The organism is Bradyrhizobium sp. Leo78 (genome assembly GCF_059512425.1).
Map to the genome: position 1 here is coordinate 1 of NZ_JCAMOT010000019.1, position 13240 is coordinate 13240.

At 63.4% G+C, this 13240-nt stretch carries 16 protein-coding genes; 2 read left to right on the plus strand and 14 right to left on the minus strand.

All coding sequences use genetic code 11. The annotated features are described in order from the left end of the window. Nucleotides 1–290: 290 nt before the first annotated feature. The 3 genes from AC5ZG1_RS22960 to AC5ZG1_RS22970 form a co-directional block, all read right to left on the minus strand. Nucleotides 291–686 (minus strand): hypothetical protein, encoded by a 396-nt coding sequence (locus AC5ZG1_RS22960; protein ID WP_496134154.1) that lies wholly within the window; start codon nucleotides 684–686, stop codon nucleotides 291–293. A 592-nt stretch (nucleotides 687–1278) separates the two neighbouring features. Beyond that, a complete protein-coding gene (locus AC5ZG1_RS22965; protein WP_130228560.1) occupies nucleotides 1279–1443 on the minus strand; it encodes a Flp family type IVb pilin in 165 nt (54 codons plus the stop codon). Nucleotides 1444–1708: 265 nt separating this feature from the next. Next, the gene (locus AC5ZG1_RS22970; protein ID WP_130228561.1) at nucleotides 1709–2515 is read right to left on the minus strand and encodes a response regulator; all 807 of its coding nucleotides are present in this window, start codon (nucleotides 2513–2515) and stop codon (nucleotides 1709–1711) included. Between the two features lie 274 nt (nucleotides 2516–2789). Between AC5ZG1_RS22970 and AC5ZG1_RS22975 the strand changes: the two genes are divergently transcribed. After that, nucleotides 2790–3002 carry a NepR family anti-sigma factor gene (locus AC5ZG1_RS22975; RefSeq protein ID WP_028165127.1) on the plus strand — a complete coding sequence of 71 codons (213 nt, stop codon included), beginning with the start codon at nucleotides 2790–2792 and terminating at the stop codon, nucleotides 3000–3002. Next, on the plus strand, nucleotides 3002–3550 hold the full coding sequence (locus tag AC5ZG1_RS22980; protein WP_027579243.1) for a sigma-70 family RNA polymerase sigma factor: 549 nt from the start codon (nucleotides 3002–3004) through the stop codon (nucleotides 3548–3550). Before AC5ZG1_RS22975 ends, AC5ZG1_RS22980 begins: the two co-directional genes overlap by 1 nt. A gap of 316 nt (nucleotides 3551–3866) precedes the next feature. Here the strand turns inward: AC5ZG1_RS22980 and AC5ZG1_RS22985 are convergent, their stop codons facing one another. The 11 genes from AC5ZG1_RS22985 to urtE all read right to left on the minus strand — a co-directional run bounded on the left by AC5ZG1_RS22985 (nucleotide 3867) and on the right by urtE (nucleotide 13239). After that, a complete protein-coding gene (locus AC5ZG1_RS22985) occupies nucleotides 3867–5525 on the minus strand; it encodes a CHASE domain-containing protein (RefSeq protein WP_208824078.1) in 1659 nt (552 codons plus the stop codon). Nucleotides 5526–5934: 409 nt separating this feature from the next. After that, nucleotides 5935–6585, minus strand: a complete 651-nt coding sequence (gene ureG, locus AC5ZG1_RS22990) for an urease accessory protein UreG (RefSeq protein ID WP_496134155.1) — start codon at nucleotides 6583–6585, stop codon at nucleotides 5935–5937. A gap of 222 nt (nucleotides 6586–6807) precedes the next feature. Further along, nucleotides 6808–7539, minus strand: coding sequence for an urease accessory protein UreF (locus AC5ZG1_RS22995; protein WP_496134222.1), 732 nt, complete (start codon nucleotides 7537–7539; stop codon nucleotides 6808–6810). After that, nucleotides 7526–8170 (minus strand): urease accessory protein UreE, encoded by a 645-nt coding sequence (locus tag AC5ZG1_RS23000; protein WP_496134156.1) that lies wholly within the window; start codon nucleotides 8168–8170, stop codon nucleotides 7526–7528. The genes AC5ZG1_RS22995 and AC5ZG1_RS23000 overlap by 14 nt, the downstream gene beginning before the upstream one ends. Before the next feature lie 12 nt (nucleotides 8171–8182). After that, complete coding sequence (locus tag AC5ZG1_RS23005) at nucleotides 8183–8482, minus strand: putative quinol monooxygenase (protein ID WP_496134157.1); 300 nt, start codon at nucleotides 8480–8482, stop codon at nucleotides 8183–8185. Between the two features lie 48 nt (nucleotides 8483–8530). Beyond that, nucleotides 8531–10243, minus strand: a complete 1713-nt coding sequence (gene ureC, locus AC5ZG1_RS23010) for an urease subunit alpha (RefSeq protein WP_130228565.1) — start codon at nucleotides 10241–10243, stop codon at nucleotides 8531–8533. A 25-nt stretch (nucleotides 10244–10268) separates the two neighbouring features. Next, on the minus strand, nucleotides 10269–10808 hold the full coding sequence (locus AC5ZG1_RS23015) for an HD domain-containing protein (RefSeq protein WP_496134158.1): 540 nt from the start codon (nucleotides 10806–10808) through the stop codon (nucleotides 10269–10271). A 100-nt stretch (nucleotides 10809–10908) separates the two neighbouring features. After that, nucleotides 10909–11214 carry an urease subunit beta gene (locus tag AC5ZG1_RS23020; RefSeq protein WP_028165119.1) on the minus strand — a complete coding sequence of 102 codons (306 nt, stop codon included), beginning with the start codon at nucleotides 11212–11214 and terminating at the stop codon, nucleotides 10909–10911. A gap of 134 nt (nucleotides 11215–11348) precedes the next feature. Next, a complete protein-coding gene (locus tag AC5ZG1_RS23025; RefSeq protein ID WP_496134159.1) occupies nucleotides 11349–11651 on the minus strand; it encodes an urease subunit gamma in 303 nt (100 codons plus the stop codon). A gap of 27 nt (nucleotides 11652–11678) precedes the next feature. Further along, nucleotides 11679–12515, minus strand: coding sequence for an urease accessory protein UreD (locus AC5ZG1_RS23030; protein WP_130228567.1), 837 nt, complete (start codon nucleotides 12513–12515; stop codon nucleotides 11679–11681). Between the two features lie 28 nt (nucleotides 12516–12543). Beyond that, a complete protein-coding gene (urtE, locus tag AC5ZG1_RS23035; RefSeq protein WP_028165116.1) occupies nucleotides 12544–13239 on the minus strand; it encodes an urea ABC transporter ATP-binding subunit UrtE in 696 nt (231 codons plus the stop codon). Between the last annotated feature and the right edge of the window lies 1 nt (nucleotide 13240).

The window sequence follows — 13240 nt, forward strand, 5'->3', positions numbered from 1 at the left end:
CGCAACGTTCGTGACGATCGCGAGCCGCCCCTCATCTGGGTGAGACGCGCGGAGTTAAATCACTGATTTGCCCGACGGCGGAAGCGGAATGTTTTTCGCGCGAGGGCTGGACGGCGCAAATCAGGTTGGAATTGCTCACGAATTTTCCTCCGCTGTCATTCCGGGGCGCGCCTCTTGGCGCGAGCCCGGAATCCATTGCGCCACATGCGCGAGCGGACAGATGGATTCCGGGCTCGATGCTTCGCATCGCCCCGGAATGACGGATGGAGAGAGAACGAAGAACGATCAGCTTAGGTGACGCAGCGGCCGGGCTGCAGGCGCTTTGCTACTTCGGTCAGCACGCTCACCACGGGCTCGCAGGCGACCGTCATCCTGCGCTCGCCGGATTTGATCAGCGCGGGCGGCTTGGGGCGGCTGCGCGCCTCGTCCCTGACGACGGGAACGCGGATCACGACCGAGGTCTCGGCCAGGCTGTCGAGCTTCAGCGAAATGGTTTCGGTTTTGCCGGTGGCTGCCGGAACTGTCGCCCGGTCGGCCTTCGCCGTACGGTTGACGTCATGTTCCGCCTTGGTTGAGGTGATGAGGCTCTGGCCCCCGATGAGATCATGCCCGGAGGCAAATTGCACGGCGCCGAAGGTCAAAGAAACGGCGAGCGCACCTAAAATTCCCTTCAATATCTGCGACATGGCGATTCATCCCTCGCCCCATGGCGATCACGAACACAACTCGAACGAAAAGCTCCCGTTCGTATGTCTGCGGATCACTTAACCGTGTTCAAAATTATTTTCGGAATCTCGGAACGTTTTTTCGCGCCCCGCGTCGTTCTGGCAGCCGGTTATTCCCCCTGCCCCATTGACCGGCGACGTAGGGCGCGACCGTGGTGATGCCGGTCGCGCTCTACTTTTTTGTCGGGATTTTCGAGAGGTCCGGCCGGCTTGCCCACCTTCGGCGGTCAGTGCCCCATGGCCCGCTCCTGGAAGCTCCGGGGCCTATTCGATTGCCAACGCGAAGTGGTGACCGTCTCACCCAAGCTGTTGCGGCCGGTGGTGATGGTGTACGTGCCATGCTTCGAAGTCGAAGTGGTCGTGGTGTATCCCAAGCTGTCCCTGCGAGTGCGGGTAACGATTTCTGTATCAGCGTGGGCGGCTCCGGCGCTAAAGACGACAAGCGCCAGCAAGGCCATAATACGCATTTGATGACTCCCTCATAGAAGCCCGGCCAAAGTTGCCTTTGGCCGGACTAGTCCACGTGCACACCCTCTGAGAAAGAGCCGGCGGCTTACTTCAGGCCGTCGTCCACCGCTACCAACTTGGTATTGAGATCGGTGCCGATGACTCGAAGGGTGCCGATGATCACGACGGCAATAAGAGCGGCAATCAGACCGTACTCGATGGCGGTCGCGCCAGACTCGTCCTTAATGAAACGGGAAACAAGGTTACGCACGGCTGGTCTCCTGGGATGGTTGTGTGGCTGAACGCATGCAACCATATGCGCGCCGGCCTAAAGGTCGGTGAATCGAAAGCCGCGAACTCTCTTAAGCAGGGTTAACCTGAAGAGATTGCATTCGAAACAAATACTCGTCACGCGCAACCGGCAAGGCGAACAGCCTCGCCCAGCACAGAGGTCACATGAAAGGCGGATGTCTCGGTGCAAAAAAATCCGGCGCGCCGTGCGGCACGCCGGATCAGTCGACCTAACCAGAGTCAGTTCACGCCGAGGCGGCGCGCGGCGCGCGGTTGCGCGAATTGCGCTGGAAGAACAGCGCCTGGCTCGCAACGGCCGAGACCATTGCGGGCTGGAACGGCTTTGAGATCAGGAACGCCGGCTCCGGGCGTTCGCCGGTCAGGAAGCGTTCGGGATAGGCGGTGATGAACACCACCGGCACCTCGAACACGCGCAATAGCTCATTCACCGCGTCCAGGCCCGACGAACCGTCGGCGAGCTGGATGTCGGCGAGGATCAGGCCGGGCTTCTTGTTCTTGGCGAGCGCCACCGCATCCGAATGGGTGCGGGCGACGCCGATGACATTGTGGCCGAGATTTCGCACGAGGCTTTCCAGATCCATCGCGATGAAGGTCTCGTCCTCGATGATCAGGACGTCGGTCGCGATCTCGGCGGCCATCTCACGGCCGGCGGCATCCGTGAGCTTGCGCGTCTCGCCGATATCGATGTTGAGGATGTAGGCCACCTCCTCTTCCGAGAAGCCCTCCAGCGACAGCAGGAGGAAGGCCTGCCGCGGCAGCGGCGTGATGTTGGAAAGCCGGCGCTCCGGCGGCAGCGCCAACGTCGCTACGTCGGCGTTGTCGTTGATCGAGACCGAATTCCAGATCTGGGTGAACAGCCGGAACAGGCCGGCACGCGGACCGTGCGTTTCATCTAGAAGCGCGGGGTCCTGAAGCAGGGCCTCCAGCATGGCCGCGACATAGGCGTCGCCCGACGCCTGGTTTCCGGTCAGCGCGCGGGCGTAGCGCCGCAACAATGGCAAGTGTTCGGCAACGAGCTGCGATCGGGACATTCCCACTCCATCCTTGTGTTCGAGGCAATTGCCTGAAACGCCTTATATCTCTCGGGCCGGCACATCCGGTGGGGCGACCCGCCTTCCCCTTGAGCGTTACGCCCGGACTACGCTTGAGCGCCGATAAAGTTCCACAAAAAGTTCCGGACATTCGGAACTTTCGGGCGAACTTCGAATTAGCGTACGACCGGCAGCAAACGCGGCCAAGACCGAATTTCGAGGAAACTGCTTGGAACACAGGGACTTAACCTCTCGGGGAAACGTGGATCAGATCATGAAGGAAACCAAGAAGCAGGGCGGTCTCAACGCTGAGATCCAATCGAGAATCGGCCACCAGCTTCGCGCCATGTACGATGATGTGGTGCGACAGGGCGTGCCGGACCGCTTTGCGGAGCTTATCCGCAAGCTCGATGATCCCGCGGAGGCCGCCAAGCATTTGGCAGAGACTGACGAGCAGCAAGCAGCAAAAAATGACGGGAGGGACTGATGCCTCTCACCGACCAACTTCGCGACGATATTTTGGCGTCGGTGCCAAGCCTACGCGCGTTCGCGATTTCGCTCTCCGGCAATGGTGACCGCGCCGACGATCTGGTGCAGGAGACCTTGTTGCGCGCAATCGCCAACATCGACTCGTTCCAACCCGGCTCGAACCTGCCGGCCTGGCTGTTCACCATCCTGCGCAACCTGTTCCGCTCCGACTATCGCAAGCGGCGGCGCGAGGTGGAGGACGCCGAGGGCAACTATGCCAAGACTCTGAAGACCCAGCCTGCGCAGAATGCGCATCTGGAGTTCGAGGAGTTTCGCGCCGCACTCGACAAGCTGCCGCAAGACCAGCGTGAAGCTTTGATCCTGGTCGGCGCGTCCGGCTTCTCATACGAGGACGCGGCTGCGATCTGCGGCTGCGCCGTCGGCACCATCAAGAGCCGCGTCAACCGCGCGCGATCGAAATTGAGCGCATTGCTCTATGTCGAAGGCGCGGAAGATTTCGGCCCTGATGACACCGTGCGCGCCGTGATCGGCGGCAACGGCGGCTGATGCTCGCCAACTCTTGATCGTCATGCGCGGGCTTGACCCGCGCATCCATCTCGGAAAAGAGATTTTTCTGAGGGATGATGGATTGCCGGGTCAAGCCCGGCAATGACGGCGAGAGCAATGCGTAGGGTGGGCGAAGCCAACGGGTCGCGCGAACGCGCGCCCGATCACCGGCTCCGCGCGCCCACCTTCTCTTGCACCACCCGTGAATGGTGGGCACGCTGCGCTCCTACACGACTTACCTACGGATCTATTCCGACGGCGCGCTCCTACTTATCCCCTCACCATGAGGGGAAGCAGGGTCGCCACCGGCCTGCAATCAGCGCGCCGGCCTCACCGGTGCGGAAAACTTCTCCGTGCGGTCGCGCTCGTTCATGTCGATGACGGTTTCCATCGGCGCCGTGAGTTCGTAGACGTAGCTGATGTCGGTGAAGTAGCGTTTCGCCGTCCCGCCGAGCGCTTCGGGGGCAACGCGGTCGAGCAGGATCAGGCCGAAATCGGAATCGGGGCGGCGGGTGGCTTCGCTGGTGTTGAACTCCTCCCAGCGGAAATGAAAGATCGCCTCCGCATCCTTGCCGTTGACTTCCCAGTTAGCGACGATGTGCGGGTGCTTGCCGACCAGGGACAGGCCCTCGTCGGAATGCGAAGCGAGCTCGAAGAACAACAGCGACAGCGACTGCGCAGCGCGCGCGCTGACCGCGATATCGGGACCGGAGATCGCGATGCGCTCGGCATGCGGGATCGCGCGGGCCTCGAACAATCCCTTCAGCTTCACGCCCTGCCACTGGCTCTCGCTGAGCAGCGTGACCACGTTCGACATGGCGTGGATGCGGCCGATCAGGAGATCGCGCGCGGCATCGATGTCCGAGCCATGGCGCAATGTGCGCGTGACGATCGACTGGATCACGGCCAGGATGTTCTTGACCCGGTGGTTGAGCTCGTCGATCACAGCGGTCAGCCGCCGCTCGAACCCGATCCTCACCTCGATCTCGCGGCTGAGCCGAAGATTGTTGTAGGCGACATAGCCGAACAGGCCGCAGACGATGCCGGTCAGCGCGAGGCCGATCGCCGCCACGATCGCTGCGGTCTGGTTCGCCCGCGCGGCGGCGGAGGTCTTGGCGTAATAAGCGAGTGACCAATCGCGGCCGCCGAACGTCACCGTCCGGACCATCGATGGCGCCGGCCCATCCGGCCGCACCGCGCGCGAGGTGATGACGCCCTGGTCGTTGGCGACCAGCTCGTCGTTGGAATCGCGCGGGTCCTTCAGCACCACCGAGAACAGCGACATATCGTCATTCGCCAGCATCAACGGCCCGAGCTCATACGAAAATGTGACGAATCCCGCGGGCTCCGAAGCGCCCTGTTGAAACACCGGCGCGGCGAGCGCGACCCCGATCGGCCCATTCTGGCGCAACAGCGGAATCGGATCCGACGCCACCGGCTTGCCGTCCGCCATCGCCTGCGCCAGCATCGGCCCGATCACGGAATGGTGGTCAAAGCTGCGGCCCGGCAGGATGATGGTCTCCGGCGTCCGCGGCTCCAGGTCCATCATCACGTTGACGGGCTTATCGAGCGCCTTGATGTCGAGGGGCTGGTCGTCGAAGTCGCGGATGGTCGGATTGGGGAAGCCGGCCTTCTTCAGCTCCTGCTCCGCCGCCGCGAGCTCGTCGGGCCTGAGCCGCGCAATCCAGGCGGCAATCACGAAATCGGTCTTGAAGGCATAGATCGAGGAGCGCAGCGGCTGCAGCATGTCTGCCTTCACCACCGACGGCGCGCGAAACAGGCCCGAGGAGACGCGGGCGAGCAATTCGCGCTCGGTGAGCCGGTCCTGCACCAGGCTGGCGTGGACGTCGATCGCCCGCGCCAGCGCGATGCCGTCGAGCGTCAGCTCCTGCTCGTGCACGCGATAGGCCGCGAGACCGGAGAGCAGCACCCCGATCAGCGCAATGAAGGCGATAATGAAGCCCAGCCGGACCACGCTGTTACTCGGAGACTGTGGGTTGGCGGAGATGAACAGCGGACATCTGGCGTCTGCGGGGGCGACAACGATTGGATACGGGGTGAACGCCAACCGCGGCGGAATATGGAGTGGCGAGCATCGGTACGCAACGGAAGGCGGCAATTAACGTGAGCGACGGCCGGCGCCGGCTCCGGCTGGCGAAAGCAACGTCAGAGTTGGCTAATGGGAGTGGCTGGATTTTGTTCCCATTGCGGCAAGGAATATTTCGTCGCACCCGCCGTTTGCAGCTTGCGTGAAAGTAGTGAGCGTAAACCGGACCGCTCGTGGACGTCGACGCAGATGTCCCGGGTTGCGAGTCGCTTCACCCGGGGCTACGAGCTCGCCGCGTTAAAATATTAACAAATCGGATATCATATTAACACACGCTTCAACCCGCCTTTACCTTGCCTTTGGCAGAGGCTTTCGGGCGCAGGCCGCCCTTGGCCTCAATGAAGGCGATGATGCGCTCAAGCCCGTCGCTCTTCTTCAGGTTGGTCATGACGAAGGGACGCTCACCGCGCATCCGCTTCGCATCGGTCTCCATCTTCTCAAGCGACGCGCCGACATGAGGAGCGAGGTCGATCTTGTTGATCACCAGCAGGTCGGAACGGGTGATGCCGGGGCCGCCCTTGGATGGGATCTTGTCGCCGGCGGCGACATCGATGACATAGATCGTGAGGTCGGCAAGCTCCGGCGAAAAGGTTGCGGCCAGGTTGTCGCCACCGGACTCGATCAGCACCAGATCGAGGCCAGGAAATTTCGCGCGCATGTCGGCGACCGCCGCCAGATTCATCGAGGCGTCCTCGCGGATCGCGGTGTGCGGACAGCCGCCGGTCTCGACACCGGCGATGCGGTCCGGCGTCAGCGAGCCCGAGCGCACCAGGAACTCGGCGTCCCATTTTGTATAGATGTCGTTGGTGATCGCGGCGATGTCGTAACGCTCGCGCATCGATTTGCAGAGCAGGTCCATCAGCGCGGTCTTGCCGGATCCGACCGGACCACCGACGCCGACGCGAAGCGGGCCGTGAGAAGATGTCATGAGAGCCAATCCTCCTAAGCGTCGTCCCGGCGAAGGCCGGGACCCATACCGCGTGATCTCTCGATAAGGCGAGCTGACCGCCGCCCTTCACAAGAAGGAACGAGGCGCTGCCCTCTCCCCGTCATTGCGAGCGGAGCGAAGCAATCCATGCCTCAGCAAGCGGTGCGATGGATTGCTTCGCTCCGCTCGCAATGACGGCGGAACGCGGGAACGACAAATACATCATGACCGGAACAGCCTCGTATATTGCGTCTCGTGGCGCAGGCTGGCGAGATCGGCGCGGAAGGTGGCACTGCCGAGATCGTCGAGCGAAGCCCCGCCCGCACGTGTTGCGGTCGCACTGACCACCGGTTCGAGAGCGGCAAGCACGCGCTGACTGTCGGTCTGGCCGAGCGGGATCAGGCGGGCGCCGGCGGAGATCCAGTTCGAGACCACCGCATGGAAGAACGCGTGCAGCACTGGCGCAAGCGGAATGTCATGGGTGGCGCTGACCAGGCCGACCGCGACGGGATAGACGATCGCGCCGTCGCAGGCGGCGATGATCTCGTCGAGATCAGGCGAAGACCAGGCGGCGCGCGCGGTATCGATGAAGGCGCGGCCCTGCGTCGTGGTCTCGAGCTGGCGCTCGCGCGAGGGCACGAAGGCGGCGGCCAGCTCGGCGATCTCGCGCAGCTTTGCAAGGTCGCGCACCATGGTCGCCCAATGGGTCTGGGCGAGGAACACACCATCGCAGAAGCCGGAGCCGTCGCTCAGCATCGCGGCGAGCCAGCCGCGCAGTGAGGCGGCATCCTTGATGTCGCCGGCCTCGACCGCCCATTCGAGGCCGCTGGAATAGGAGAACGCCCCGACCGGGAATGACGGCGACAGCCAGGTCATCAAACGGTAGAGCGAGGCGGCCTCGCTCTCCGTCATCCCACCCCACGCCTCGCTGCGCGGCAGCTCATTTGTGGTCATGAGCATGGGAGTGGTCGTGATGGTGGTGATGGTCGTGGTCGCAATGCTCGTCGTGGTGATCGTGATCACCGTGGTGATGGTGATCACCGTGGTGATGGTGATCGTGAGCACCGTGATGGTGGTGATGATCATCGTGGCCATGATCATGCGCATGGTCATGGCCGGTGTGGTGATGCGCGGCCGCGTCGCCTTCATGCGCATGGCCGGCATAGGCGCCGCCTTCGGGATCGAACGGCGCCTCGATCTCGATCACGCGTGCACCCAGCCCCTTCACCATCGCCTCGATGACGTGATCGCGCCGGATGCGCAGGCCCTTCTTCATGATCTGCGTCGGCAGATGGCGGTTGCCGAGATGCCAGGCGACGCGGATCAGATGGTGCGGGTCGGCGCCGCGGATCTCCAGAAGCGGCTCGGGCGCGGCGACCACCTCGACCAGCCGGCCGTCCTCCAGGACCAGCGCGTCGCCGCCGCGCAGCGCGATCGCGTTCTCGAGATCGAGCAGGAACTCCAATCCGCGCGTGCCCGTCATCGCCATCCGACGGCGGTGGCGGTCGTCGAAATCGAGCACCACGGTATCGGCCGCCGGCTCATTCCAGCGGTGTTGCGGCTTGACGGACGTCGCGCGGATCATGTGGCTTTCTCTTTACCGAACTTCGACCTTCTCGGGCGTAATCACCTCGATCTTCGGCGGCGCCGAGAAGCACTTCACCGCGACGCGGCCGAAGCTCTTCATGTGATCGGCGGTGCGGTGCGGCACCAGCGCCTCGGCATTCTCCCACTGCTCGACGAACACCATCTTGGTCGGATCGGTGACGCTCTCGTGCAGATCATAGGCGATATTGCCGGGCTCCTTCCGCGTCTCCTTGATGCAGGCGGTGGCGGCCGCAATGAATTCGGCGCGCGTTTCAGGCTTGATGGTCAGTGTGGCGACGACGTAGATCACGGAATTTCCTCCCGGCTTTGGTTTCTGGGCGTATTTGCCGGAGAGGTTTTAGAACATGAAATAGCGCTGCGCCAGCGGCAGCACCTCGGCGGGCGCGCAGGTCAGAAGCTCGCCGTCGGCGCGCACCTCATAGGTCTCCGGATCGACCTCGATCCTGGGCGTGGCGTCATTGTGGATCATGCTCTTCTTGGAGATCTTGCCGCGCGTGTTCTGGACCGCATAGAGCTTCTTGCCGATACCAAGCTTGCGCGCCAGCCCGCCGGCGACCGCCGCCTTGGACGTGAAGACCACCGAGGATGCGGTGAGCGATTTTCCGTACGCCGCAAACATCGGCTGGTAATGCACCGGCTGCGGGGTCGGGATCGAGGCGTTGGGGTCGCCCATCGGCGCCGCCACGATCGAGCCGCCCTTGATGATCAGGTCCGGCTTGGCGCCGAAGAACGCCGGCGACCACAGCACGAGGTCGGCGAGCTTGCCCTTCTCGACCGAGCCGATCAGCTTGGAGACGCCATGCGCGATCGCGGGGTTGATGGTGTATTTGGCGATGTAGCGCTTGACGCGGAAATTGTCGTTGTTGCCCTTCTCCTCGGGCAGCGATCCGCGCTGCTTCTTCATCTTGTCCGCGGTCTGCCAGGTGCGGATGATGACCTCGCCGAGCCGGCCCATGGCCTGCGAATCCGAGGACATCATCGAGAGCGCGCCGAGATCGTGCAGGATATCTTCCGCTGCGATCGTCTCCTTGCGGATGCGGCTTTCGGCAAAGGCGAGATCTTCGGCGATCGAGGGATCGAGGTGGTGGCACACCATCAGCATGTCCAGATGCTCGTCGATGGTGTTGCGCGTAAACGGGCGCGTCGGGTTGGTCGAGGACGGCAGCACGTTCTTCAGCCCGGCGATCTTGATGATGTCAGGGGCGTGACCGCCGCCGGCACCCTCGGTATGGAAGGCGTGGATGGTGCGGCCCTTGAACGCCTTCACCGTATCCTCGACGAAGCCGGATTCGTTGAGCGTGTCGGTGTGGATCATCACCTGGATATCGTGATCGTCAGCGACCGCAAGACAGTTGTCGATCGCCGCCGGCGTCGTGCCCCAGTCCTCATGCAGCTTCAGCGCGCAGGCGCCGCCCTTGATCATCTCGACCAGCGCCGCCGGCCGCGATGCGTTGCCCTTGCCGGAGATGCCGAGATTGACCGGGAAGGCGTCGAACGACTGGATCATCCGCCCCATGTGCCAGGGCCCCGGCGTGCAGGTTGTCGCAAAGGTGCCGTGCGAGGGGCCGGTGCCGCCGCCCAGCATCGAGGTGACGCCACTCATCAATGCGTGCTCGATCTGCTGCGGACAGATGAAATGGATGTGGCTGTCGAATCCCCCCGCGGTGAGGATCTTGCCCTCGCCCGCGATCACGTCGGTGCCGGGACCGATGATGATGTCCACATTGGGCTGGATGTCGGGATTGCCGGCCTTGCCGATCGCCGAAATCATGCCTTCCTTGATCGCGACGTCGGCCTTGACGATGCCCCAATGGTCGACGATCAGCGCATTGGTGATGACGGTATCCGCCGCCCCTTGCGCGCTCGTGACCTGCGACTGCCCCATGCCGTCGCGGATCACCTTGCCGCCACCGAACTTCACCTCCTCGCCATAGGTGGTGAAATCCTTCTCCACCTCGATGATGAGATCGGTATCGGCGAGCCGCACACGATCGCCGGTGGTGGGCCCGAACATGTCGGCATAGACGGAACGTTTGATCTTCACGGACACTGTAAGCCCCCTACTTCACTTGCCTTCAAAACGCGCTTTTCGCGGTTTTGGCGGCTTCATCAAATTTGGCATCGAGCATCGGGTTGATGCCCCGACATCCGGCGACGACTTTTTCGGCCCATATGACATAGGCGGCGAGATCTTCGCGCTCGTCTTCGCTCAGGTTTGGCCCGATTCGGGCGCGCGTGTTGCTGATCTTGTCCGCGATCTTGATCATCTTGGCGCCGGGCGATTTGTGCGGGGCGTCCTCAATCTGCTTTTGCCGGCGCTGGGTCTTCGACAACGTCATGTCGTCGGTCACCTCGACCACGAGCGCGGCGACGCGCTCGCTAAATTTTGCCGCCAGTTCCTCGCGCGTGGCGTCGGTGTCCTCGACCGTGTCGTGCAGCCAGCCGGCCGCCACCAGTTCGGCGTCGGCGCCATCGGTCGCTGTTGCGAGCAGGTTCGCGACCTCGGCGAGGTGATTGATATAGGGTTCATTGCCACGACCCTTGCGGGCCATGCCCGTGTGGCGATGCGCGGCGAACTCGGCGGCTTCGGAGATGAGGCGGATTGGCTGCGGCATGGCGAAAAACTCCTTTTTGCCTCAACCGCGCCACCGCGCACTCCGTTCCTGCCTTGCGAAAGAGGGGACGGCCGGGCGACAGCGAACTTGGCGCCAAGGATCACAGCTTGCCCTTCACCTCGCCGCGGAAGCCGTGGATGACGCGTTTGCCTGCGAGGGCGACGAGCTGGACGTCGCGGGTCTGGCCCGGTTCAAAGCGGACCGCGGTGCCGGCGGCGATGTCGAGGCGCATGCCGCGGGCTTTCTTGCGGTCGAATTTGAGGGCCGGGTTGGTCTCGAAGAAATGGTAGTGCGAGCCGACCTGGATCGGGCGGTCACCGGTGTTGGCGACGGTGAGCGTCACGGTCTTGCGGCCGGCATTGAGCTCGATCTCGCCGTCCTGGATGAACAGTTCGCCGGGGATCATGTGTGCTACCTCGTATCGCTCTGCTGCGTCATGGCGCCGGGCTTGACCCGGCCATCCACGTCTCACCACTCAGCCCAAAGGCGTGGATGCCCGGGTCGAGCCCGGGCATGACAACGTTGATGGACTTGCGCTCCTCACCGGATCGGCTCGTGCACGGTGACGAGCTTCGTCCCGTCCGGGAACGTCGCCTCCACCTGGATGTCGTGGATCATCTCGGCAATTCCCTCCATCACCTGCGTCCGGGTCAGGACCTGTGCGCCGGCCTGCATCAGCTCGGCGACGGTGCGGCCGTCGCGCGCCCCTTCGACGATGAAGTCGGTGATCAGGGCGATGGCCTCGGGATGGTTCAGCTTGACGCCGCGCTCGAGCCTGCGGCGCGCCACCATGGCGGCCATCGAGACCAGGAGCTTGTCCTTTTCGCGTGGAGACAAATTCATGCGGGCACTCTGATGGTTTTCGAATGATTAGTTGAGCCACAGCCTCGGCAGCGGGACGGCGGAGGCGCGGCCGAGCACCGTCATCATGTCGGCGCGCAGCCTCATCGCATCTTGGGCACAGAACCGCGCCATTGCAAACCCATTCCAGCAGGAGACGCCGACTTCACCACGGAAGGAATCCTGCGCCTCGCGTATACGCTCCACAACCGCCTCATCTCCGGGCACGATCAGCGCAGTGCCGATCGCGACGCCGCCATTGGCGACAGCTGATAGGGCGAGCTTTTCACCGATATTGCCGTCGAGCCGGATGGTCTCGGCAAACACCAATCTGCCACCGCGGCGCATCCGCCAGCGGTCGACGAATTCGCCATGGCGCATGGTCTCGCCCATGGCCGAGCGGCCGAACACCACGATTTCACACAGCAGCAGCGACGCGCCCTCCGAGAGGTCGATATCGATCCGCCGCGAAATCCGGGCGCGGTCGAACAGGATCGTCTCCTGCGGCAGCCAGGACAGATGCGAACCGGTTGCGGCTTTCAGCGCGATATTGAGCTGGGCGGCGGGTCCGGCCGCACGATAGACTTTCTCGGCGGCGGCTGTCGTCAGCGTCAGCCGCGCGCCCTCACCAGTAGCGATATCGATGTCAAAGCGATCACCGCCGGCAACCCCGCCAGCGGTATTGACGAACACCGCCGACAGCCCCTCGCCCTCCGGCGACGGAAAACGCACCCGCAGCGAGCCGGATTCGTGCAAGTCGCCGCGGCGGGTAACACCATCCTGCAGGTGCACACCGAACCGCACCGCGCCGCGAGCACGGTTGGCCGCAAAGGTCGCTGCATCAGCGCGTGCATTCTCGGTGTGCATCCGTCCCCCCGTTGGCCGGTTGCGTCCCTTATAGCGCCATTTGGCGGGAGATTTCAGCGGGATCGAGATTGGAGCGGTCGCAGGCATATTTCACCGCGCCACGATCCATCACCGCAAAGGAGTCGCCGAGCTCGCAGGCGAAATCGAGATATTGCTCGACCAGCACGATCGCGATGTTGCCGAGATTGCGCAAATAGGAGATGGCGCGGCCGATGTCCTTAATGATCGAGGGTTGGATGCCCTCGGTCGGCTCGTCCAAAAGCAACAGTTTCGGCCGCATCACCAGCGCGCGGCCGATCGCGAGTTGCTGTTGCTGGCCGCCGGAGAGGTCGCCCCCGCGGCGGCCGAGCATCGATTGCAGCACCGGAAACAGCGAGAACACGTCGTCCGGGATGAAGCGGTTCTCGCGCTTGAGCGGACCGAAGCCGGTCTTGAGATTTTCCTCCACCGTCAGCAGCGGAAAGATCTCGCGGCCCTGCGGCACGAAACCGATGCCGCGCCGCGCGCGCTCATACGGCCTCAAACCGGTGATGTCGCTGCCGTCGAACTCGATAGAGCCCGACGCGATCGGATATTGGCCGACCATCGCGCGAAGCAGCGAGGTCTTGCCGACGCCGTTGCGCCCGAGCACGCAGGTGACCTTGCCGGGTTCGGCCGACAGCGAGACGCCGCGCAGCGCCTGCGCTGCGCCATAGAAAAGGTTGATGTTCTCGACCTTCAACATC

Excerpts from the sequence above, each read along its gene's own strand:
- AC5ZG1_RS22960 (WP_496134154.1), bottom strand. The coding sequence starts at position 686 with ATGTCGCAGATATTGAAGGGAATTTTAGGTGCGCTCGCCGTTTCTTTG.
- AC5ZG1_RS22970 (WP_130228561.1), bottom strand. The coding sequence starts at position 2,515 with ATGTCCCGATCGCAGCTCGTTGCCGAACACTTGCCATTGTTGCGGCGC.
- AC5ZG1_RS22975 (WP_028165127.1), top strand. The coding sequence starts at position 2,790 with ATGAAGGAAACCAAGAAGCAGGGCGGTCTCAACGCTGAGATCCAATCG.
- AC5ZG1_RS22980 (WP_027579243.1), top strand. The coding sequence starts at position 3,002 with ATGCCTCTCACCGACCAACTTCGCGACGATATTTTGGCGTCGGTGCCA.
- ureG (WP_496134155.1), bottom strand. The coding sequence starts at position 6,585 with ATGACATCTTCTCACGGCCCGCTTCGCGTCGGCGTCGGTGGTCCGGTC.
- AC5ZG1_RS22995 (WP_496134222.1), bottom strand. The coding sequence starts at position 7,539 with ATGACCACAAATGAGCTGCCGCGCAGCGAGGCGTGGGGTGGGATGACG.
- AC5ZG1_RS23000 (WP_496134156.1), bottom strand. The coding sequence starts at position 8,170 with ATGATCCGCGCGACGTCCGTCAAGCCGCAACACCGCTGGAATGAGCCG.
- AC5ZG1_RS23015 (WP_496134158.1), bottom strand. The coding sequence starts at position 10,808 with ATGCCGCAGCCAATCCGCCTCATCTCCGAAGCCGCCGAGTTCGCCGCG.
- AC5ZG1_RS23020 (WP_028165119.1), bottom strand. The coding sequence starts at position 11,214 with ATGATCCCCGGCGAACTGTTCATCCAGGACGGCGAGATCGAGCTCAAT.
- AC5ZG1_RS23025 (WP_496134159.1), bottom strand. The coding sequence starts at position 11,651 with ATGAATTTGTCTCCACGCGAAAAGGACAAGCTCCTGGTCTCGATGGCC.
- AC5ZG1_RS23030 (WP_130228567.1), bottom strand. The coding sequence starts at position 12,515 with ATGCACACCGAGAATGCACGCGCTGATGCAGCGACCTTTGCGGCCAAC.
- urtE (WP_028165116.1), bottom strand. The coding sequence starts at position 13,239 with ATGTTGAAGGTCGAGAACATCAACCTTTTCTATGGCGCAGCGCAGGCG.